The following is a 22,603-nucleotide window of genomic DNA, read 5'->3' on the forward strand; positions in this document are numbered from 1 at the left end:
CACCGCCGCGCGGGCTGCGCCGGCGCTACGCCGGGTGGACTCCCCCGGCGCGCCGAGATCCGTGGCTCCGGGGCTCGCCCCCGGGCACGGTTTCGGACACGGATCCCGGGTGCCGCCCCGTTGATTCCTCTGGTTCCTCGTAGGTGATCGGCGCGGTGCCGACGCGGTATCGGCCCGGCATTACTGCCGCGCCCGGCCGCGCAGGCCGGTGAGGGCATACGCGCACAGCAGGACGACCAGCGACAGCAGCAGGGCCTGCCCCACGGGCTGGGACGCCAGCCGCAGGGCGAGCGCCAGGGCCCGGTCCACCATGGTGTGCGGCTGGTCCAGTGCCTCCGCGCGCAGCCGGTGCGGCAGCCCGACGAGCGAGCGCACCGAAGGCTCGGCCATCAGCCGCTCGACGACCGGCACCGCCATAACGGGCACCGCCAGCAGGGTGGCCAGGCCGAGCGCGGTGGAGCGGAAGACGGCCGCCGCCATCAGCCCGGCCCAGCCGGAGCCGATCGCGAGAGCGCACACGCTCGCGATCAGCATCGGCCAGTCGCCCGGCAGCGGTACCGCGTTGCCACCGACCAGCAGGAGGAGCGCCGCCCCGTCCAGGGCGAGGATGGCGAAGGAAAGCAGCAGCGCCCCAACCGCGCACACCAGGAACTTGGCGGTCAGCAGACTCAGCCGGCGTGGCACCGTGTCCCGCGCCGGGGCCAGCGCGGGATAGCGGAACTCCTCCCCGAAGGACAGCGCGCCCAGGAGCCCGGAGGCGATCGCCACGGGCGGCAGTGGAACATCGGCGGGCCAACCCGTGATCCGGTGCAGCTCCCCCGCCCCGCCCGCCCGGGCGAGCAGTACGGAACCGACGAGCGAGGCTACGAGGGCCACGACGGCGATCAGCCAACCGGTACGCACACCGGTGGCGCGGCGCAGCTCGTAGCGCAGCGGCCAGGCCGGGCCGGGCAGCGGCAGCCGCGGGAGCACACGGGGCGGGGTGACCCGGGGACCGCGGGCGGCGCTGTCGCCGCGCGTGGCCTCCAGGCCCATGTCGGCGGTCTCCTCGACCAGCCGGTGCACGACGATGCCATGGCGGTACGCGGCCTCGCCGACGGCGGCGCAGGGCAGCCCGTAGACGGAGATTCGCGTCTCGTCCTCCCGCACCACCGAAAGCCGACGCCCGACCGAGGGCACGCCGTCCGCGGGCACGGCGACGTCCGGCACGGCGACGTCCGCAGGCACGACATCCGCAACCACGGCGTCCGCAGGCACGGCTGCGTCCGCGGGCACGGCGACATCAGTTGGCACGGAGGCATCGAGAGGCCTCGCAACATCCGCAGGCCCCGAGGCGTCCCCGGGCACGACAGCGTCCGTAGACCCGGAGGCGTCCCCAGCCACGGCAACGTGCGCAGACCCCAAGGCGTCCGCGGGCACGGCAGCGTGCGCAGACCCCAAGGCGTCTCCGGGCGGGGCAGCGGGCGTGGGCACGGCAACGCTCGGTTGCCCGGTCCGGCCGTCGGGCTCGGCCTCGCCCCCAGCCGCGCCTTCCTCCCCACCCTCCGCTCCGCCAGGCACTCCACCAGCCGCTCCGTCAACGGCCCCCGCTGCCCCGTTGACAGCCAGGGCACCGATCTCGGCCGCTCCGTTCACGGCCCCCGCTCCAGCGGCCGTCTTGACCTCTACTCTGACCGCTTCGGCCCCCGCCTCGACCTTTGCACCGTCCTCCGCCCCGTCGGCACTCCCGTTGGCCTCACCCTCGTCCTCGGCTTCGCGCGGCGCGGGCGGCTGGGCGGCACGCGCCTCCTCTTCCAGCACGGCGGCCAGCCGCCCGGCCAGTGGCGAGAGCACGGCGACGCGGGGGCGCAGCCGGGTGCGCGCGAACTCGTCGACCGGCTGGTCCGCGATCAGCCGGCCGCCGTCCAGGGTGAGGACCTGATCGGCGAGGCGGGTGACGCTCGCCGGGTCCTGGTCGGTGACGAGGACGGCACCGCCCTGCCCGGCGAACTGCCGCAGCAGACCGTGCATCCAGACGGTCTCGCGGGCGGACAGACCGCGCGTGGGGGCGTCGAGGACGAGGGTGTGCGGGTCTCCCAGGAGAGCCGTGGCGAGGCCGAGGCGACGCTCCATGCCGGCCGCCAAGTCGCCGATGCGCTCATCGGCCAGCTCGGTGAGGCCGACCACGTCCAGCACCACGTCCGCGCGGGCGGCGGGCACCCCGACGGCGGCTCCGAGCATCCTGAGGTGGCCACGTGCGGTGCGGCCGGGATGGCCGGGGACATCGTCCAGAAGGACCCCGATCTCCCGGGCCGGGCGCCGGATGCGGTGGAGCGGGCGGCCCCGGAAGAAGGCGGCGCCATGGCCCCGGTCGAGCTGGAGCAGAAGCCTCAGCGCGCTGGTCTTGCCCGCGCCGGGGGCGCCGAACAAGGCGGTCACGCGGCCCGGTGGAGCCTCGAAGCTGAGATCGTCGACGGCAGGCCGATGGTTACGGCGGGGGGTGCTGGTCAGCCCGGTGGCCTGGATCATGGCTTCTCCCGCGGGGCGTGGAACCGCTCGTGGCACGTGGGGACTGGTGACGTACCGGAGCACGGTAACCCGCTATGTCCTATTTCGTCGGCACCTACACCCCCTGTCGAGTCGTCGTGTCATGGGCCCTCACACCTCGGGACGAAGCATGGGCGGGTTGAGCAGCGTCGCACCCCCGGCCCGGAAAAGCTGTGCGGGACGGCCACCCTGACGCGTCGTCGTACCACCCGTGGGCACCAGGAATCCGGGCGTCCCGGTGACCTTTCGATGGAAGTTGCGCGGGTCGAGCGCCACCCCCCACACCGCCTCGTACACCCTGCGCAGCTCGCCGACCGTGAACTCCTGAGGGCAGAAGGCGGTGGCCAGTGAGGAGTACTCGATCTTGGAGCGGGCGCGCTCCACGCCGTCCGCCAGGATGCGGGCGTGGTCGAAGGCGAGCGGGGCGGCCAGCTCCGCGTCGCGACCGAAGGTCCCGTCCTGGTCGAGCAGGGATTCGACCGGCGCCCAGCGCACGCTGTGCGCATCGCCGCCGGGCCGGGGCGCGGGGAGGTCCGGTGCGAGGGCGAGGTGGGCGACGCTCACCACCCGCATCCTGGGGTCGCGCTTGGGGTCTCCGTAGGTGGCGAGTTGTTCGAGATGGGCGGCGTTGGGAGGGGCCGGGACCGCGGGGTCGTGGGCGAGCAGCCCGGTCTCCTCGGCCAGTTCCCTGGCGGCCGCCGCGGTCAGGTCCTCATCGGCCCGCACGAAACCGCCCGGCAGAGCCCAGCGCCCCTGGAAGGGCGGCTCGCCACGGCGGACGGCCAGCGCGCACAGCGCGTGCCGCCGGACCGTCAGTACGACCAGATCCACGGTGACGGCGAACGGCGGGAAGGCCGCTGGATCGTAGGGCATGTGGCGATCATAGTCGTCTTCCTGACGATAATCAGTCCCTTCAGAATGATCGTCGATGTTGATGGAAGCGCTCCCGCCACGGCGATCCCGCCGCGGCTCAGTGGCGGCTGCGGTCCCCTCGCCGGCCGGGCCTGCGCCGCACCCGCATCCGCCCCGCCGGACGCGTCCTGGCCGCCGGCGCACCCGGGCTCTTGGCCCGGACGCCGCGCGGCCGCGCGGTCCCGCCGGACGCGGACGACCCGCCGGACACTCCGTCGGACGCCGTAGCGGCAGCGGCGCCAAGGCGCTCCAACTCCCCGCGCACCGCGGTCTGCAGGGCCCTGTCGACGCGCTCCTGGCGCAGCGAGCGGCGCAGCAGCTCCGGATCGAGCCCTTCGTTGCAGGCTTGGTGCAGCAGCCTGGCGAACAGGTAGTGGGGGTCGACGCACAGCGCGCGGCCGAGCGAGACGCGCGCCGCCGGCTCGTCCCCGAGCGACCAGGCGACCCAGCCCGCGAGGGTGAGCGGTGCCGCGGCGTGCTCCCCGTACGAGCCGACGCAGCGGCGGGCGAGGGCACGCCACAGCCGCAGCGCCGCTTCCGCCTCCGGCCCTTCCATCCACTGCGCGGCCCGGTCGCGCGCCAGCCTGTCCTGCAGCCCGATGATGACCGCGGCCGCCTCCTCGTCGCCGATCAGCCCGTCGTCGCGGACGTCGGCCGCGACCGAGTCGGCGATCGGCGGCGCGGCGCGGAGCCGGGTCAGCATGCCTCCGACGAGGACCAGCGTCTCCTCGCGCACCGTCGCGCAGTCCGAGCCGCCCAGGATCCTCGGCACGAGCTCACTGCCCGCCGCGTCCAGCGCCCGCTCCTGCTCCTCGGCCCGGGGCGGGGCGAGCGGCGCGAGCCTGGCCTCCATCTCGCGCAGCGACCCGCGCACATGGATGCCCGCGTAGGTCGCCGCAGCCGCCATCACGGAGGTGCCGGGCAGGGTGAGCGGGACGCCTTCCGGCGGGCAGCAGCGCCGGTCGGGGCAGACATACGACCAGAACCGGCCGTCGGAGATGCACAGCGCTTCGAAGACCGGCACCTCCAGCCCGCCGCACGCGGTACGCAGCCGCTGGGCGAGCGGCCGCAGGCGCTCCATCACGTCCTGCCCCGACTCGCCCTCGGCCGGCTCCTGGCACAGGAACAGCACCGTCCCGTCGGGTCGGCCCGCCCGCCGCTCACTGCCCGTCACCAGGCACTCGGCGAGCTGGTCGCAGACCTCCGGCCACTCCTCGCTCGTCCGGGGAATGCCCAGCCTGAGGCGACCGCCGAAGCGGCCGCGTGGCCCGTGCAGCGCGATCATCACGATGCTGTCGTCCGGGTGGAACCCGAGGACGTAGGGCAGGGCGTCGGCGAGCTCGGCCGGGCTGCGGAGCGTGATCTGGTCATCGCCGGACAGGCCGGCCGCTTCGTTGTGTCGAGTCATGACCCGACGGTCCCCCAGCCGAGCCTGGCCCGCCAGGCCTGTGGATAACGTTATCCACAGGCCTGGGGCCTGGTTCGCGCGATGACGGTGGGAGCGGGTTGCATGGGGGCATGAGCGACGAAGACCTGCGCATCGCGGCCGACCGCGTCCTGGCCCGCCTCGTCGGGGATCCCTCCGGCTCCGCCCGCCTGCGGGAGGAGCAGTGGCGGGCGATCGAGGCGCTGGTCTCCCACCGCCGCCGGGCGCTGGTCGCGCAGCGCACGGGATGGGGCAAGTCCGCGGTGTATTTCGTCGCCACCTCCCTGCTGCGCGAGCGCGGCAGCGGCCCGACGGTGATCGTCTCCCCGCTGCTGGCGCTGATGCGCAACCAGGTCGAGGCCGCCGCGCGGGCCGGTATCCGCGCGCGCACGATCAATTCCGCCAACACCGAGGAGTGGGACACCGTCCAGGCCGAGGTGGCCGCCGGTGAGGTGGATGTGCTGCTCGTCAGCCCCGAAGGGCTAACTTTCCCAACATCGCACTCTGCCCATATTTCAGTAGGTCATGCGGCTGGACGCAGCACTCAATCAGCCGTCGGCATTCATGATCCGGGCCGTCTGCGAGCCAGCTCACCGCCCTCGGGCACGACGACATCCGTTTTGGCTGATCAAGAGAGGGATCACAGGTACGCCGCAAGCAGACGAAGAACCTCCTGGTGTCGTACTTGCCGAAGAAGCCGGGCTTCTTCGGACCATGCAACAAGAACGCCTGACGGGCGCTTGCCCGTCAGGCACCCGCTATCTATTCACTGAGGGCAGGGCGGCCCGGGCTCCACGGTGAGATACGCCACACCCCTCCTGCCGAATTCCAGTACGGCCCAGTTCACGGGGATCGCCCGCTGCACCCATTGACCTGCACGGACGGGGTTTCGGCGCGAACCGTCCACTGGAAGGCGCAACAGGAAGGACGGTCGCTTCCTGGACGAATCCCGGCCTGACCAGACGCCGCAGCAGCTGTCCGCCCGTCATGGGCCTTCTTGATTCCCCATAGCCCCCTCATTACCTTGGAGGAATCAGGAGAGGTGCATTTGCCTGACGCTGAATCGCCCCCAGCTCACCCCCCTGGCGAGGTCATTCGACGAATGCCGCACTGACGGCAAGGTGCGCCTTCGACACGGCGCCCTCCCCGCCGCCCCACCTTTCCAAGAATTGTGGGGATGCAAAAACAGCAGCTGTCCCGCTGATGTGACAGCGTTGCGTCATTCACGCCTGCAACCCACCGACCTGCCCCCATCAGTCATGTCCAGATACCAGATATGACCGAATACTGCGTGGTCCGCACGTCAAAGTCTAGTGAACACACTAGACTTTCAGGAAAGGATCTCCGCATGTTCATTCACCCCACGAAGACGGTTTCATCCGAGAAGTCCCTCCCGGTACCCCGTTCGCCCGCCACCGCCGCTCTTCAGTACGGGCTTCTCGATCGGCAGGAAGAACTCGCCGTCTTAGGATGGCTTACCGAGCGTTTGCGCGACCGTGTCAGTTCGTTGGTATGCGTCGAGGGTGCGGGCGGCATCGGCAAGACCTCACTGCTGAACGCCTGGATTGCCGGTGCGCGCGACCGTGGTCTGCTGGTGGCGCGTGCGCGTGGCGGCGAGTCACAAGAACGCAGGCCATGGTCCACGACACGACAGTTGCTCGACTCCCTTCTTGTCGCGCTCCCCGAATCGGACCGGCGTGCTCTGCAGGAAAGCCCCGCGGCCCAGGCCCTGTCTGCCCTGTCTGCCCTGTCCGCTGAGGAGTGCCGGGCGTCCGGGGACGACGCCGAGGTGTCATCCGAGATCGGCGAGAGCCTGTATGAGGTGATCGTCAGCGCCTGCGAGTTGAGCCCGTTGGCTCTCGTCCTGGACGACGCCACCTGGGCCGATCAGGTGTCGCTCCGCTGGATTCGCTGCCTGGCGGGCCGCATCGACGGCCTCCCCCTGATGCTGGTGACGACCCGGCGGTGTGGTGACGGACACGAAACCGCGTCGTTGCTGGACGAACTCGCCCTCCAGCCGGGCGCCATCACCCTGGAACTCCTCCCGCTCAGCCCTGGCAGCGTGCGTCGGCTCGTCCAGGACCGAATGGGCAGGCACGCCGACGAGCAGTTCTGCGCGGCATGCCACGAGGCGTGCGCGGGTAATCCCCTGCTGCTCCACGAGTTGCTGCGGGTCCTGGTGAAGAACGGAGTGCAACCGTACGCGGCTCAGGCCGGCCGCGTGGCCGAACTCAACGAGCAGGTACTGGAAAAGACCATCGCCGTGCGCCTGGCCCGGCAGTCCAAAGCGGTCATGGCGATGAGCCGGGCGCTGGCGGTACTCGGTGACGGTACACGGCTTCCCGTCGTGGCCGCGCTGGCCGGTCTCGACCCCTTCCGCGCGCAGGAGGCGGTGCGGGAGATGCGCTGCATGGGTGTCCTGGCCGAGGAGGAGCTTCCGCGGTTCACCCAGCCGCTGATACGGCCCGCCCTCTTCCGCGCCATGGCTCCGGGGCAGCTGGCCGAGGAGCACATGCGCGCCGCTCGGCTGCTGCGTGACCACGGCGAATGCAGTGAGAGGGTCGCCCACCACCTGATGCTCACCCAGCCCACCGGGGACGAGTGGCGCATCGCCGTGCTACGGGACGCGGCGCGGAGGGCCGCAGCCCGCGGCGCCCCGGCCACTTCGGCCCGCTACCTGCGGCAAGCCCTGACGGAGGCCCCGGCCCCGCAGGCGGAGGTGTCCCTTCGGGCAGAACTCGCGACGCTGGAGATGCTGGACAATCCCATCGCTTCGGCCTACCACTTCCAGCAGGAACTGCTGCTGCGTCAGGACGCCCACGGGCGGGCCGCCGCCGTCAGCGGGCTGGCCGTGGCGTTGTGCACCGCCCGGCGCACCCAGGAGGCGGTGACGGCGCTGCGGCAGGTACTGGCCGAGCTCGGGGACTCGCCCGAGGACGGCGAGTGGCGGTTGCGGCTGGAAGCGCACCTGGTCATGGCCGCGTGGCAGGACGGCCCCTCCGCGTCGATCGGCACCGAGCTCGTGGAGGCGCGTGCGCATCGTTCCTTGCGCGGCGACACCCCCGGCGAGCGGGCCTGGCTGGCGGTGTGCGCCCTGCATACCCAGGCCGGTCACGGCACCGCCGAACACGCCCGCGCCCTGGCGGGCCGCGCCCTGCGGGGTGGGATGGAGCTCGACGGGGCCATGGTGCGGTTCTTCCCGCCCCTCCTCCTCTCCCTCGTCGCCGCCGACCACCCGGAGATGGCAGCCGGCTGGCTCCAGCGGATGGCCGACCACGCCGCCCGGCGTGGCTCGGGACGGCTGTCCGCCCTGGCGAGCTTCGGGCTGGGCACGGTGGCCTGGCACTCCGGTCATGTGCAGGAAGGGCTCGGCCACGCGCATGCCACGCTCGACGTGATCGGGCGGGAAACCCAGGAACGTCCCGCCCTACCGTCGTTCGCGGTCGTGGCCAACCTGCTGCTGGACCTGGGGGCCACCGATAGGGCGCACGACATTCTGCAGATTCATCCGACCGACAGCCTCGTCAGCGATGCCTGGGCCAGATCCGCCTATCTGCTCGCCCACGGGCGGCTGCGGCTGGAGCAAGGTGATCCGGGCACCGCCTTGGCAGCCTTGCTGGAGTGCGGCCGGTACCAGGAGGCCGGCCCTCTGATCACTCCGGCGGTCACCCGGTGGCGCTCCTATGCCGCCTTGGCGTATGCCGCCGCCGGCGACCGGGCCTCGGCAATCGACATGGCCAACCGCGATCTGGAGCTGTCGCGCAGATGGGGCACCCACAAGGCGATCGGCGTCAGCCTCCGCACTCTGGGCACGGTCACCGGCGGCCAGCGGGGTCTCGAGTTCCTTTCCCAGGCCGTCGACATGCTGGAGCACTCACCGGCGCGGGTGGAGCTCGCCTACACGCTGAACGAGTTCGGTGCCGCCTGCCAGCGCCTCGCGCGACGGGACGCGGCACGATCCTCCCTGCAACGGGCGCTGGTGGTGGCCGAGGAGTGCTCCGCGAACTGCCTGGCCGACCGCGTCCGCCTCACTCTGCCGCTGGTCGGAGGCAGACTTCGGGCAGCCAAGGCATCGGATGCGCGGCAGCTCACCCCCAGCGAGCGCCGGGTGGCGGAGCTGGCCGCCCAGGGCCGGACCAACCGCGAGATCTCAGAGACCCTTTTCGTCACCCGGCGCACCGTCGAGATCCATCTGACCAGTGCCTATCGCAAACTGGAGATCTCCGGCAGGCCGGAGCTGGCCTTTGCGCTGGCCCAGTCGGCCGCCCCGGCCCGGCAGGACCGTGCGCTGTCGGTGCACGGACGGCCGCCCGGGCCGTAGGGATCTCTCATAGGCGATGTACCCGCACGGAACGAGGGGCCCCCAGCCGCACGGTGCGGCTGGGGGCCCCTCGTTCCGTGCGCCCGTCACCGGCCGCCGGACGGTCGGTTCGCGGACGCCTGGCGCACCGTCAGCTCCGCGAGGCCGGGAGGGTCACCACTGCCGGCCGCCTTGAGAGTGAGCCGTACGTAGCGGACGAGCGCGGGGTGCCGGAGCCCGCCGGAAGAGGCGGAGTTCTCCGCCGGATTCCAATGCCGGCCGTCGGCCGAAACCTGCACGGTGGACGACGCGGGCGCGGTGGTCCACTCCGGCGAGATGCGGGTCACCCGGCCTGCGCGTCCCAGATCGACTGTGAGGCTGCCGGCCGCCTCGGCCGGGACCCAGGCCGTGGCGGTGCTGCCGTCCACCGCCGCGCGGGCGTCCATGCCCGGCTGCGCGGAGGTGGCCGTCGCCGTCGCGCACCGGGCGACGTTGGTCGTGGCCGCGAGGTCCGGACGCCGGGTCTCCAGCACGGCCGGGGCGGCCGTGGTGACCGTCCGGGTGCCCTCGGCGGTCTCGACCTCGAACGGTCCGCCACCGGTCAGCCGGACGGTCGTACGGTGGGGCCCGACGGCGACATCGAACGTACGGCCCCGCCAGTGCAGTCCCTTCAGCCGCACCCCATCCCCCAGCTGCGGGGGAAGCACCGGGTCCAGCCGCACGCGGTCCTCCTCCCACCGCAGTCCGGCCAGGCCGTAGGTGAACGTCTGGAGGAAGCCACCCGCCCCGGTGAGGAAGTTGTGCGCGGGCGCGCCCGCCAGCGGGTCGTCCGCTCCGGCCTTGGCGCCGCGTGCCTCGGAGAACTGGTGGAAGGGTCCGCGGACGAACGGCTCGATCGAGCGCATCAGATACGTGTACGTCGAGCAGCCCGGCTCGCCGATGGCCGCGGCGTCGATCGCGTGGATCGCGTCCGTCATCGCGGGGCCTTCCGGGTCGGTGCGTACGGCGTAGTAGTCCAAGGTGCCGGCCGCCTGCTCGCGGGTCATGGGCCACCGCAGCGGGTACATCAGCATGACGGTGTCCGCCTGCTTGATCTTCGAGCCGTCGTAGCCCGCGTACTGTTCGAAGACTTGCCGGTCGCTGTCGTACGGGATGCGCAGCCGGTCGGCGATCCGCGTCCAGTCGGCGGGCGGGGCGTGTCCGAGCACGCGCGCCGCCCGGGTCGCGTCGCGCAGCGCCGTGGCCGCGCCGGCATTGGTGAACGCCCCGTCGGTGACACCGTTGCTGTACTCGTCGGGGCCGGCCACGTTCTCGATCGAGTAGCTGCCGTCGGCGTTTCCGGTGACCCGTCCGGTCCAGAACTCGGCGATGCCCTTCAGCACGGGCCACCCACGTTTCCGCAGCCAGTCGCGGTCGCCGGTCGCCTGGTAGTACTGCCAGACGGCCATGGCGATATCGCTCTGGAGGTGGATCTGCATGAGGCAGTGCGGCGGCGGGCCCCAGCTGTGACACTCTTCGAGGTCGCCCTGACCACCACTGGTCCACGAGTAGAACAGACCGGGATAGCCAAGCCGTTCGGCGTTGGCGCGGGCCGCCGTGCGGGTGCGGTAGCGGTAGTCCACGATGGATCTGGCCAGCCGCGGCTGGTTCGCGAGCAGCGCGGGGAACATCCAGGTGTCGGCGTCCCAGAACACCTGGCCCGCGTAGTTGTCGCTGGTCAGTCCGGTCGGCGCGACGCTGTTGCCGGAACCGGCGCGGACGTTGGACAGCATCCCGTACTCCGCGGAGCGAATCCATGCCTGGAGGTCGGGCTGCCCCGTGACCGCGATGTCGCTGCGCCAGAGCGCCGCCCAGGCCGCCGTGTGGCTGGCGAACAGGGCCGGCCAGCCCTGCTCCGCCGCCCGCCGGGAGGCCAGCACCGCCGCCTGGCGCGGCGCGTCAGCGGTCAAGGCGGTGTCAACGCCGACGTACTTGGTAAGCGTGTACATGTGCGCACTGCGGACCGGGAAGCCGACGGACTGCCGGTTCGTCAGGCTCCGGCCCTTCTCGGCCGGGCGGGTGCCGCGCAGGTGTACGCCGGGCCCGGTGGTGAGAGTGGAGGCGATGGCACCGCGGGTTCCGGTGCCGTCGGCGCGGAATCCCACGGTCATGGTGCGGCCGGGCTCGCGGCCGCCGCCGGTCGCCGACAGCATCCGGGCACCGCGGCCGTCAATGAGGTCGGTGACGGTGGCGTCACCGCTCCAGTGGGGGGTCATCCGCACCCGTACCGCGGCCGTGTGCTCCCGGTCGCGGGCGGCGAACATCTCGTAGACCAGGTCGGTGGCGCGTCCGTCAGCCGTGGTCCAGGTCAGCGAGGTGCGGACGAGGCCGCACCGCAGAAGGACGGTCTGCCGGTAGTGGGAGATCCGGTCGGCCGGGGTCTCGGAGGTGAAGACTTCGGCACCAACGCCGACGGTCAGCCCGGTCCAGGTGGGAAGGGCGGCGATCACCTGCCGGTCATCGGTGGTCGCCGGGTCGTGGGCATACAGGCCCGAGACGTACGAGCCGTCGTAGCGCGCCGAGTACAGCGGCCAGCCCGTTCGCTGCTCGTCGGCCCAGTACCCGGTGCCGTTGGGGGGGATGCGCTGCCCGAGGTAGCCGTTGCCCACGAAGGCGTGGTAACTGTCCTGAGAGTCGATGGCGGTCGATGACGGCGCCCAGCCGTCCTCCGGGCGCTCCCCGGCGCACGATGCGGCGGAAGGCGCCGGCTGGGCCGGGGCCCGGGTGGGCAGCGCGGAGGCCGAGGCCGCGGGGAGGGCCAGGACAACCAGGAGGATCCAGCCGAGCCGTAGCCATCGGGGCATCCCCACGCGAGCCGCCCGGTCGGACGCTTCGGGCCCGGCCATCACAGACGAACCCCGTTGCGCGCGAGGGTGTTGGACGGACGGATCGCCAGGGACATCGCCCCCGCGGCCAGGCACACCGTGGCGCCCGTGAACCAGACGATCGTGTAGGTGCCGAAGTGGTCACGGATCACCCCGCCCACGGCGGTCGCGAGCGCCCCGCCGACCTGGTGCGCGGTCCACAGCCAGCCGAAGACCACGCCGGCCGACGAGCCGAAGGAGTCCTGGCACAGCCGGATGGTCGGTGGCACGGTGGCAATCCAGTCCATGCCGTAGAAGATGGTGAAGACCAGCATGCCGGGCGTCACCGTGTCGGCGAACAGCCAGGGGAGCGTCAGCAGGGACAACCCTCGCAGGGTGTAGTACACCAGGAGCAGGTAGCGCGAGTCGTACCGGTCCGTCAGCCAGCCCGAGAAGGTGGTCCCGACGATGTCGAAGACCCCGGCGATGCCTAGTAGCCCGGCGGCGGCCGTCGTCGTCATGCCATGGTCGTGCGCGGCCGGAATGAAGTCGGTCTGCATGAAGCCGGACGTCGTGACGCCGCAGATGCCGAAGGTGCCGGCCAGCAGCCAGAAATCCTGCGTACGGGCCGCCTTGCGCAGCACCCCGAACGCACTCGTGGTCGCGAGCCCCGCCTCCGGGGCCTCCGGTTCCCGCTCCGGCGCCTCCTCGGCTCCGTACGCGGTCAGGCCCTTCTCCCGCGGGTGGTCCCGGAGGAGGATGATGACGAAGGGCACCGCGACCAGGGAGCCCAGGGCCACCACGATCGACGCCGTGCGCCAGCTTGAGTTGTCGCTCAGCCCACCCAGCAGCGGCAGGAAGATCAGTTGGCCGGCGGTGCTGCCGGCGGTGAGCACTCCGGAGACGATGCCGCGGTGCTTGACGAACCACCGCTCGGTGAGGGTGGCGACGAAGGCCAGGGAAATCGCACCGCAGCCGGCTCCCACCAGCACGCCCCACAGCAGCACCAGTTGCCACGGCGCCGACATCCACGCGGGCAGCCCGGTGCCGAGTGCGATCAGAACCAGCGCGCCCGAGAGCACAGTGCGGATGCTGAGCCGTTCCATCAGCGCCGCCGCGTACGGTGCCGCCAGGCCGACGATCACCAGATTCAGCGAGATCGCGAAGGAGATCGTGCCGTAGGACCAGCCCATCTCCTCGTGGATCGGGGTCATGACCACGGAGGGCAGGGAACGGAAGCCGGACGTGCCGACCAGGACGAGGAACGAGACACCGGCCACAATCCAGGCCCAGTGCAGGGAACCCGCTCCCGCTCGGGGCCTGCTGCGGGGTGGTTCGGGGATCTTTTCGAGGTTCTGCACGGCGTCAGGAGTCCCCTTCGGGCGCGTGGGTGACGACCATGGCCGAGTACGTGGCGCCCAGGCCGGTGGCGGTGAACAGGTAGTGCCGGCCAGGCTCCAGCTGTCCGGTGTCCCGCATCGTCGTGTAATTGACCAGGACGTCCGAGGCGTAGCAGTGGCTGTACTTCGGGAGGTTGTCGGTGAAGAACCGGCTCCGGTCCACACCGAGCTCGGTGGAGACCTCGATCATCAGCGAGTTGTAGTGCACGAACCGGTGGATGTCGTCGAGTTGGAGGCCGGCCTTGGCAACCGCCTCGCGGATGACGTCCGAGACTTCCGGATCGTGTGCGTTGTTGGCCCGCTCACGGGTTTCCTGGTCCATCAGGATGCCGTCGGCGAACTCGCCGCGGGTCCGGGTGACATACGAGAGCACACGGTCTCCCCGGCCCCCGCGGGCGACCAGGCAGGCGCTGGCGGCCTCGCCCATCACGGAACCGAGGGAGTGGTAATCCTGGTTCAGCTTCGCGAAGGGTTTCTCGCCGGTGACGACCAAGGCGCGCCCCGCCGGGTCACCGTCCATCGCCAGCAGTGCGCCGGCCATGTCGATGGCGGCGAGCCCGATCGCGCAGTTCTGCTGGGTGAGCCCGAACGCCTGTGCGTCATGGAGTCCGAGCGACGTGCGCAGAATGTCGGCGGCGTCCATGGTGGAGGGGGTGACCTCCTGGGTGGCGTGTCCATACAGCAGGTACTTCACCGTGCTCGGGTCGGTCACCTCCTTCAGCGCCGCGCGGGCAGCGGGCAGGATGAGGTCGAAGAGCGACTGTTCGGGGTCCAGCCGCATGTCGCGGACGCCGTAGACGCGCCGCAGTACTTTCATCTGAGCCCGCGTCAGCCCCAGCGGGGCGCCGGCCTCCTCCAGGGAGACCGAGCGGGACGGTACGTAGGCCCCCCACGCCTCCAGGGTGGTCGGCTGGTCGTCGAGGGACCCCTGCGGCCCATGGCCCGGCCGGGGCGTGTAGGCGGTCGAGAAGGTCACGCCGTTGTCCTCCTGTTTCGTGGTCCGTACGTCCTGAACCTGCGTACTCCTGAGCCGTGTGGTGGGGCTCAGGCGGTCATCGCGCGCCGGCGGGCCTTGTGCACCGGCACCACCACGACCCCCACCGCGCGGCAGACGACCACCGGCTCGTCGAGGACCCCGGCGGTGCTGTGCCCCTCCTCGTAGCGGGCCTCGATGACCTTGCGGGCCTCCAGCTCGACGACCCGGCGCAGCCGGCTTTCCTTGGTCAGCCGCCCGGTCACCTCGATGAAGTCACCGGCGTGGACGGGAGCGGTGAAGGTGACCTCGGTGTAGTGGGACAGCAGCCCCTCGTCCCCGTCGGTGCGGATGGCGATCTCGGTGACGACGTCGCCGAAGAGGCGGAGCATCCGGGCTCCGTCCACGAGGTCGCCACCGTAGTGCGCCTCCTCGGCTCCGATGCGCACCCGCAGCATCACCGTGCACGGGTCGGTCAGATCAGTCGGCACCGAGTGCCCTCCTCTTCGTCAGGACGCCGCCGCGAGCGCTCGTCGTCTGCGCGAACACGGCGTCGAACGCCTGCTCAATCTCCCGCTGCGCGGCTGCGCCGGTGCGCTCCGGCATGGCCGCCGGCCAGCCCACCGCGACGGCGATGACCAGGTCTTCCTTGTGCGAGATCGACAGAGCGATCCGGTCCAGGCCGATATCGGCGGCACGGCGGGCGGCAGCGCCGGTCAGTCCCACCCGAGGGGCGCCGCCCTCGGTACGGCCGATGTCGATCTGCCAGGCCGGGACGCCGGCGAGCAGTCCGACGCCCAGCGCTTTGAGCACCGCCTCTTTCGCGGCGAATCGCCCGGCCAGGAACTCCCGGCGCCGGCCGGGCGCCAGCGTCCCGGCCTCCCGGCGTTCCGGGGCCGAGTACAGCAGGCGCCGGAACCACTCGCGGTGCACCAGCCGGTCGAGTTCGCCGATGCGGAACAGGTCGACCCCGACGAAGGGGGGACCGGTCCCGGGCCCGGCCCCCTTCGCGGCCCGGTTCACGCCGAGGGCTCCGGGCGCGCGGCGGTACGCAGGATCGCCGCCGAGCAGGTCCCCGAGCGCGGGTCGGTGTCGTGCAGGACGACCGTGGCGTACTGCTCGGCCCACTGGGGATTTTGGGCCAGCTCCATCCAGACGCTCGTGCAGTAGGTCCGTTCGGCGTGCCGGTGGACCTCCATACCGTCCGCCTGGATGTCGTGCCCGCCTCGAGGACCCTCGACGAGCAGCGACGTGCCGGACCGGGCCGATGCGGTGACGTCGGCCAGCCGCCGGGCGCAGTCGTCCGGTCCGCACTGGACCCACACGTCGTGCACGTCCAGCCCCGGCCCCTCGCTGCCGGACTGCAACAGCAGCAGCGCACCGGAGTCGACCAGGTCCGCGCCGTGCACCAGCGGGTCGTGGTTGGGCAGGGTGGTCTGCTCCAGCACCGCGAGCACGGCTTGGTCGCAGTAGCCGAGCCGGCAGTACGCGGCAGCGATGCGAAGCGCCGAGAAGGGCGCCGCCAGCCCCTGCTCGGCGATCGCGAAGCTCGCCGAGCGGTTGCCGAACGCCTGGTTCAGCTGGGTGGAGGTGGTGGTGAAGGGGTGCACATCGGGCAGGGCGTAGGAGACCATCACGAGGTCCGGCTCCACGGGCCCGAGCGGATCGCCGTCGAGCAATTGCCGGACCAGGTCGACATGGGTGACCACCGGCCGGTCCCCGGCCGCCTCCGGATCCGGGCTCTGGCCGAAGGATGCGAGGAGGTCGCGGTCGTAGTCCGCCATGAGGGAGAACTCGGGGCGCATGGTACGGGGCGGGGCGAGGACCGCCGCCCCGTGCCGTACCGCCAGCGTGCTGCCGGCCATCAGGATCCTTCCTGGAAGACTTCCGAGGTCGAGGACGTCACACGGGCTCCCGTGCCCGGCTAGCCGGCGGCCTGGTCCGCCGCGGCGGGCAGCTGCCGGAGCAGATAGTCGGTGAAGCTGCCGACGGTGGCGAAGTCCGTCATCTCCAGCTGCTCGGGGTCGACCTCCACCCCGACCGAGTCCTCCAGGGTCATCAGGACCTCGAGCACGGAGGTGGAGTCGAGGTGCATGTCGTCGAACAGCCGGACGTCTTCCGACAGGCTGTCGACCGGGCGTTCAAGAGCCTCGCTCAGCGCGGACTCGATCTGGTGGACGAGTTCGATGCGGTCCATGGGAACTCCGTTCGGGTCAGAGGGGTGTGGCTAGAAGCGGACCAGGTGCTGCCGGTTCAGCAGGTCCTCAGGGGTGTCACGGCGGGCGATGAGGTGCGGCGTCCCGTCGTGGACAAGAACCTCGGCCGGATAGCCATGGCTCAGGAAGAGCACCGGCGAGGCGGTCGGCCCGTACGCGCCCGACCGTTCGACCCCCAGCAGGTCGCCGGGCGAGACAGGAGGCAGCGCCACCCGCTTGCCGATCACGTCGTTGGGGGTGCACAGCGGTCCGGTGACCGTGATGGGGGAGGTCGCCGGGTCGTGGTACCGGCTCAACGACCGGATGGGGAAGTTGCGTTTGACGAAGCTGCCCACGCCGACCGCGGCCATGTGGTGGTTGGTGCCGCCGTCGGCGACCGCGAAGCGCTCCCCCATCGACTCCTTGACGTAGAGCACACGCACCACGTAGGTGCCGGCCACGGCGGTGAGATAGCGGCCCAACTCCATGATCAGCCGGGTCTGCGGGTGGCGCTCGACGAACTGCTCGATCACCGCGTTGACGTCGCCGTGCAGGGCGTTGACATCGAGCTCCTTCTCGTTGTCGAAATACGGCACGCCCAGACCGCCGCCGAAGTCCACGGTCCGCAGTGGGACACCCAGCTCCTCGCACAGCGCCTCGGCGATGGAGAGGATGTTGGTGGTGTTGTTGACGACATCGGAGTAGTCGAGGATGCGGGTCCCCATGTACGCGTGGACACCGGTCACCTGCACCGACCGGAGGGTCCGGACCAGGCTCGTGGCCGACTGCCGCAGCACCGCCAGGTCCACCCCGAACTGCCGTGGCTTGCCGCCCATCGAGAGCCCTCCTCCCTTGGTCTGGAAGTCGGGGTTCATCCGCAGCAGCACCGGTACGTCGGTCAGGCCGGCCTCGGCGGCCAGGGCATCGAGCGCCTTCAGCTCCTCCAGTGACTCGCATACGACGGCGTGCAGACCGGCCTCGAGGCAAGCGCGCAGTTCCTTGGTGGTCTTGCCCGGGCCGAGGAAGATGATGTTCCCGGGGGCGACGCCGGCGCGCTGCGCCGTGATCAGCTCCGTCAGCGAGGACACCTCGGCGCCCGCCCCGAGCGAGCCGAGGTAGGAGCAGATGCTGATGTTCGGGTTCGCCTTGAGGGAGAAGAAGACATCGACCGCCGGGTGCAGGTTCTCGCGCAGCCGCTGGTAGTTGGTGCGCAGGACCTCGGTGTCGTAGACGTACAGGGGGGTGCCGTACTCGCGGGCGAGCTCCGATACCGGCACGCCCTGGATTTCGAACTCCATCGCATTCACCGGATTTCTCCTTTCGTCGACACGGCGACGAGTGCGTTGCGCACCTCGGCGTCGAGGGCGGTCAGGGCATCGCGGTCCTGGGCGAACAGCAGGGTGTAGAGGCGGCCTTCGAAGGGGGGCCGCCGGTGGGCCTCGGCGTTGACCGTTCCGAAGCAGGTGATGACGGCACCGGCGCCGCCCGGTCCGCGCGGTGCCAGCGGGCCGAGGACCGACTCGATCTCGTGGAACCGGACCGGGCGCTCGAGCTCCAGCGTGTAGTGCTTGGCCAGAGCGGCGCCGGAGGAGAGAAACCGCTCGGTGACCGGACCCTGGTAACTGGACATGTTCAACCGGGCGTTGATCTCCAGCACGGGGTAGAGCGTGTCGTCCTTGCCGAGGATGGCGTCCACCCCAACCACACCGAACAGTCCGTCCTCGTACAGCCGCTTCCCGACCCGGGCCGCCGTGTCCTCCAGCTCCGCCAGATGGGACGCGCCCAGGCGGGTCGGCATCACGTGGCCGAGGTGCACACCCCCCGAGGTCTGCGCCTCCTTGACGAAGTCGAGGTGGACCCCTCCCGCGCGGTCGATGGTGAACTGGTAGTTCAGATCGCACTGCTTGGCCAGGAACCTCTCGACCACCACGTGGATGGCGCGGGAACCGGTACGGGCCGCCCGCTGCTCGACCATCCGCAGCAGACGCTCGGCCTTGGCGGGCGTGTCCAGCACGATCAGTCCCTTGCCGGAGACCCCGTACGACTCCTTGACGATGAGCGGCACACCCTCGTCGAGGCCCCGCCGGACCGCCGCCGTGAGCTCGTCCACGGTCTCGCAGCACTCGCCGGGCACCGGGCGGATGCCGAGTTCGTCGACGAGACGCCGTCCGTAGATCTTCCCGTTGACCCGCTCCATCGTGTCGCTGTCCGGGGCGGCCAGCGGCAAGCCGGTCAACTCGGAGATCTTCTGCTCGGTGGCAGAGGTGCCCATCGGCATCAGGTAGGTCCGGCGGTCGGCCAGGTCGGCCAGACGCCCCAGCGTCTCGGGCGAGGCCAGGATGCGTTCGCCGGTACTGGCGCCGGGCTCACCCCGCGGGACGACGAGCTCGGCCGGCAGCTGGAAGCCCAGGTTGGTGGCGTACCGCTTGAAGCGGGGGTCGAGCGGATCGCCCAGGCAGATCACGTCGCCGCTCCCGGCCAGCAGGGCACCGAGTTCTTCCATGCGCTGCACGGTGGTGGGAGCCGATGACAGTTTCGGCATCGGCAGTCCGATGTAATTGTGCGCCCACGTGTGCTCGACCTCGAAATTGCAGAGAAAGACCAGCCGGGCTTCGGGATTTCCGGTCAGCGATTCCTTGAGACCGCCTAAGTAGGCACCGCTCATAGCCATTCACACCTTCCTGTGCAGGGGTATGCCACTCACGACAGGGGAAATGGTCCCGAAGGTTCAGGGCGCCGAATCACACCGAGAAGTACAAAGCATGGGGAGGTGCCCCGGCAATAGACCCCAGGAAACACTGTGGTGGTGCCCGTAAGCACTTCGGTGTGCCCTTACGGTACCCACGGTTCCCAGGACCACGGCGTTCTCGCACGCCGTCCAGGCGCGGACATCTCCTCGTAACACATTCGGCCGCGGCCCCGTCAAGAGCCGCCCCTGCGTGGGGTCGGCGCCGTCCCGGGGCTGTGGTTGCGCCGTACACCATCCCCAGTGGACATTCCCCCCATGACCGATCCCGGCGAACCTGCCCGGCCGGAAAGCGAAGGAGGCGGTCAGGCCGTGGAAAATCTGAATCGCATGCCGCCGACGTCCAATCAGCGCGGCATCTGGGCCGCTGAGGCGCAGACCCCGGACGACCCGCAATTCAATATTGTCGTCCATGAATGGCTCACCGGCCCCCTGGGCCCAAATGCGCTGCGCACGAGCCTCAGCCGAGTGAAGCGCCGGCACGCAGCCTTCAGCGTGCGCCTCGGCGATGACGAGGGAGTCCCCTACAGCGCATCGAGAGGCACGATGCGTGCTCATGGGTCGACCATGCCGACCTCGCGGACGAATCCGAGCCGGCTGTCGCCTTCAAAACCTGACGTGATCGCCTCATCGCCGAGCCGTTCGTGCCGACCGGCTTCCGCCTCTTCACCGCCCTCCTACTGCGCGAGAGCGTCGAGGCCGTCCGTCTGCTGCCGCAGATCCACCATCTGATCGTGGACGGCTGGTCGCTCAACCTGGTCAGCACTGAGATGTGGGCGGAATACGCCAGGCTGACGAACAGACTGCGACCGCCATCCTCGGGCCCCGCCATCGCCTCCGCCGACATCGTCCCGGCGGACACCGACTACCCCGGCGCGGCCGATCTGTCGTTCCTCGCCGACCCAGAACTCCCACTCCTCGACCTGCACGGTGGCGTCACATACTGCACCGGTTGGCTGGTACTGAGGTCAGTGGAGGTCACCTACCCGGCCAGGGCAAGGACAAGCGGGAGTACCTGGTCGGCTCCGCTCTGGCGCAGTAGGCGGGCGGCTACGGCCAGGGTCCAGCCGGAGTCGGTGTAGTCGTCGACGAGCAGGACCGGGCCGGGGGTGTCGGCCAGGACGGCGGTGAGTTCGTCGGGCACGGTGAGCGAGGCGACCAGGGCACGTAGCCGCTGGGCGGAGTTGCTGCGGTGCGCCGTATGCTCGTCGGCCTGCGGGGTGTGGGCCAGGCTGCCCAGCAGTGGGAGCCTGCCGACCCGGGCCAGGCCCCCGGCCAGGGAAGCGACCAGTTGAGGGCGGGTGCGGGAGGGCATGGCGACGATCCCCACCGGTCGTGCCGCCGCGTCAGGGGAGCCGTTGGCCCAGCCGCCAGGTGAGCGGGCCCAGTCGGCAACCGTCGTCACGACGGCGGCCAGCACGTCGTCCGGGACCGGCCCGTCCGCGGCCTGCGCTGACAGCAGCAGGCGTAGGCGGTTGCCCCAGCCGATGTCCGACAGCCTGCCGAGCGCGCGCCCGGGGGCCGCCTGCTGGGCCGCTGGAATACGGCCCTTGAGGTCGACCCCGACCGCGGACATACCCGTAGGCCACATGCGGCGTGGCTCGACCTCGACCCCCGGGCGGTCCAGCTCGCCTGTCGCCACCGCGAGGGCTCCGGGCGAGACGGCGGGATCGAGCCAGGGCCCGGCACAGGAGTCACAGCGACCGCATGGGGCCGCTTTCTCGTCGTCGAGCTGCCGCTGCAAGAACTCCATCCGGCACCCCGTGGTCGCCACGTAGTCCCGCATGGCCTGCTGCTCCGCCTCCCGCTGCCGGGCCACCCACGCATACCGCTGCGCGTCGTACGCCCACGGCCGCCCCGTGGCGGTCCAGCCCCCCTTCACTCGCTTGACCGCCCCATCCACGTCCAGGACCTTCAGCATCGTCTCCAGCCGCGAACGCCGAAGATCCACCAACGGCTCCAGCGCTGGCAGCGACAACGGACGCCCCGCCTGCTCCAGAACCCTCAGCGTCCGCCGCACCTGCTCCTCGGGCGGGAAGCCCACGGAAGCGAAGTACGCCCAAATCGCCTCGTCCTCCCGCCCCGGCAGCAGCAGCACATCCGCATGGTCCACACCACGCCCCGCACGCCCTACTTGCTGGTAATAGGCGATCGGGGACGAGGGCGACCCCAGGTGCACCACAAACCCCAGGTCCGGCTTGTCGAAACCCATCCCCAGCGCCGAGGTCGCCACCAACGCCTTCACCCGGTTCGCCAGCAGATCCTCCTCCGCCTGCAACCGGTCAGCGTTCTCCGTCTTCCCCGTGTAGGAAGCCACCGGATACCCGCGCTGCCGCAGGAACGCCGCGACCTCCTCCGCCGCCGCCACCGTCAGCGTGTAAATGATCCCCGAACCCGGCAGATCCCCCAGCCGCTCCCCCAGCCAAGCCAGCCGATGCGCCGCATCCGGCAACTCCAGCACCCCCAACCGCAGACTCTCCCGGTCCAGCGGCCCCCGCAGAACCAGAGCATCCCCACCCCCGGTACCCAACTGCTCGGCCACATCCGCGGTCACCCGTGCGTTCGCAGTCGCCGTCGTGGCCAGCACCGGCACACCCGACGGCAACTCCGCCAGCATCGTGCGAAGGCGCCGATAGTCGGGCCGGAAGTCATGCCCCCAGTCGGAAATACAGTGCGCCTCGTCAACCACCAGCAGACCGGTCGTGGCCGCAAGCTCGGGCAGCACCTGATCACGGAAATCCACGGAATTGAGACGCTCCGGACTTACCAGGAGAACATCGGTCTCGCCGCGCTCCACCTCCCCGTAGATCGTTTCCCACTCCTCCGGGTTCGCCGAGTTAATGGTGCGCGCCTGGATACCGGCACGCGCCGCCGACTCCACCTGGTTACGCATCAGCGCCAGCAGCGGCGAAATGATCACCGTAGGGCCGGAGCCACGCCGTCGCAGCAGAGCGGTGGCGACGAAGTACACCGCCGACTTTCCCCAGCCGGTCCGCTGCACCACCAGTGCCCGCCGGCGCTCCTCCACCAGAGCCGCCACGGCCTGCCACTGATCCTCCCGCAGCCGCGCCAACCCCACCGGGGCACCGACGAGCTCAGCGAGGATAGCGTCGGCTTCAGTGCGAAGCTCCAGATTGTCCATGCCCCCCATGCAACCCGACGGCACTGACAATCGGCCAATTCATCCAGCGCGGCAAAGGGCTCGACCAGTGCTCGCCTGACGCGCACCGATCAAGGACGGCTAGGGCAGATCAGTGCGTTTATGCAGGTCAGGGCTCCAAG

General features: G+C 70.8%; 15 protein-coding genes and 1 pseudogene. 3 read left to right on the forward strand and 13 right to left on the reverse strand.

Features of this window, described 5'->3' with window-relative positions; genetic code table 11:
* Window positions 1–180 precede the first annotated feature (180 nt).
* From ACH4U7_RS18155 to ACH4U7_RS18165, 3 genes are all read right to left on the reverse strand, one after another.
* On the reverse strand, window positions 181–2,508 hold the full coding sequence (locus ACH4U7_RS18155; protein ID WP_398528876.1) for an ATP-binding cassette domain-containing protein: 2,328 nt from the start codon (window positions 2,506–2,508) through the stop codon (window positions 181–183).
* A gap of 129 nt (window positions 2,509–2,637) precedes the next feature.
* On the reverse strand, window positions 2,638–3,399 hold the full coding sequence (locus ACH4U7_RS18160; RefSeq protein WP_089508555.1) for an NUDIX domain-containing protein: 762 nt from the start codon (window positions 3,397–3,399) through the stop codon (window positions 2,638–2,640).
* A gap of 97 nt (window positions 3,400–3,496) precedes the next feature.
* Entirely contained in the window at window positions 3,497–4,846 is a 1,350-nt protein-coding gene (locus ACH4U7_RS18165; RefSeq protein WP_398528877.1) for a DUF4192 domain-containing protein, read from the reverse strand.
* A 110-nt stretch (window positions 4,847–4,956) separates the two neighbouring features.
* Here ACH4U7_RS18165 and ACH4U7_RS18170 point away from each other — a divergent pair.
* A pseudogene (locus ACH4U7_RS18170) lies at window positions 4,957–5,358 on the forward strand (DEAD/DEAH box helicase); the annotation flags it as partial.
* A gap of 854 nt (window positions 5,359–6,212) precedes the next feature.
* Window positions 6,213–9,185 carry an AAA family ATPase gene (locus ACH4U7_RS18175; RefSeq protein ID WP_398528878.1) on the forward strand — a complete coding sequence of 991 codons (2,973 nt, stop codon included), beginning with the start codon at window positions 6,213–6,215 and terminating at the stop codon, window positions 9,183–9,185.
* Window positions 9,186–9,271: 86 nt separating this feature from the next.
* On the opposite strand, the gene ACH4U7_RS18180 is transcribed toward ACH4U7_RS18175, so the two are convergent.
* The 9 genes from ACH4U7_RS18180 to ACH4U7_RS18220 all read right to left on the reverse strand — a co-directional run bounded on the left by ACH4U7_RS18180 (window position 9,272) and on the right by ACH4U7_RS18220 (window position 19,240).
* Window positions 9,272–12,049: a discoidin domain-containing protein gene (locus tag ACH4U7_RS18180; protein WP_398528879.1), complete on the reverse strand. Its 2,778-nt coding sequence runs from the start codon at window positions 12,047–12,049 to the stop codon at window positions 9,272–9,274.
* On the reverse strand, window positions 12,049–13,368 hold the full coding sequence (locus tag ACH4U7_RS18185) for an MFS transporter (protein ID WP_398528880.1): 1,320 nt from the start codon (window positions 13,366–13,368) through the stop codon (window positions 12,049–12,051). Before ACH4U7_RS18185 ends, ACH4U7_RS18180 begins: the two co-directional genes overlap by 1 nt.
* A 4-nt stretch (window positions 13,369–13,372) precedes the next feature.
* Window positions 13,373–14,383, reverse strand: coding sequence for a 3-oxoacyl-[acyl-carrier-protein] synthase III C-terminal domain-containing protein (locus tag ACH4U7_RS18190; protein ID WP_398528881.1), 1,011 nt, complete (start codon window positions 14,381–14,383; stop codon window positions 13,373–13,375).
* 68 nt (window positions 14,384–14,451) lie between these two features.
* Complete coding sequence (locus ACH4U7_RS18195; protein ID WP_398528967.1) at window positions 14,452–14,838, reverse strand: 3-aminobutyryl-CoA ammonia lyase; 387 nt, start codon at window positions 14,836–14,838, stop codon at window positions 14,452–14,454.
* 22 nt (window positions 14,839–14,860) lie between these two features.
* The gene (locus tag ACH4U7_RS18200; protein WP_398528882.1) at window positions 14,861–15,403 is read right to left on the reverse strand and encodes a holo-ACP synthase; all 543 of its coding nucleotides are present in this window, start codon (window positions 15,401–15,403) and stop codon (window positions 14,861–14,863) included.
* On the reverse strand, window positions 15,400–16,245 hold the full coding sequence (locus ACH4U7_RS18205; protein WP_398528883.1) for a hypothetical protein: 846 nt from the start codon (window positions 16,243–16,245) through the stop codon (window positions 15,400–15,402). The genes ACH4U7_RS18200 and ACH4U7_RS18205 overlap by 4 nt, the downstream gene beginning before the upstream one ends.
* Window positions 16,246–16,304: 59 nt before the next feature.
* Window positions 16,305–16,577 carry an acyl carrier protein gene (locus tag ACH4U7_RS18210; RefSeq protein WP_398528884.1) on the reverse strand — a complete coding sequence of 91 codons (273 nt, stop codon included), beginning with the start codon at window positions 16,575–16,577 and terminating at the stop codon, window positions 16,305–16,307.
* A gap of 30 nt (window positions 16,578–16,607) precedes the next feature.
* On the reverse strand, window positions 16,608–17,873 hold the full coding sequence (gene lysA, locus ACH4U7_RS18215) for a diaminopimelate decarboxylase (RefSeq protein ID WP_398528968.1): 1,266 nt from the start codon (window positions 17,871–17,873) through the stop codon (window positions 16,608–16,610).
* Between the two features lie 5 nt (window positions 17,874–17,878).
* Window positions 17,879–19,240: an ATP-grasp domain-containing protein gene (locus ACH4U7_RS18220; protein ID WP_398528885.1), complete on the reverse strand. Its 1,362-nt coding sequence runs from the start codon at window positions 19,238–19,240 to the stop codon at window positions 17,879–17,881.
* Window positions 19,241–19,965: 725 nt separating this feature from the next.
* Here ACH4U7_RS18220 and ACH4U7_RS18225 point away from each other — a divergent pair.
* The gene (locus ACH4U7_RS18225) at window positions 19,966–20,403 is read left to right on the forward strand and encodes a hypothetical protein (protein WP_398528886.1); all 438 of its coding nucleotides are present in this window, start codon (window positions 19,966–19,968) and stop codon (window positions 20,401–20,403) included.
* On the opposite strand, the gene ACH4U7_RS18230 is transcribed toward ACH4U7_RS18225, so the two are convergent.
* Window positions 20,304–22,463, reverse strand: a complete 2,160-nt coding sequence (locus ACH4U7_RS18230) for a RecQ family ATP-dependent DNA helicase (protein ID WP_398528887.1) — start codon at window positions 22,461–22,463, stop codon at window positions 20,304–20,306. The genes ACH4U7_RS18225 and ACH4U7_RS18230 overlap by 100 nt on opposite strands.
* Between the last annotated feature and the right edge of the window lie 140 nt (window positions 22,464–22,603).

The organism is Streptomyces sp. NPDC020845, from assembly GCF_044334165.1.
GTDB lineage: Bacteria > Actinomycetota > Actinomycetes > Streptomycetales > Streptomycetaceae > Streptomyces.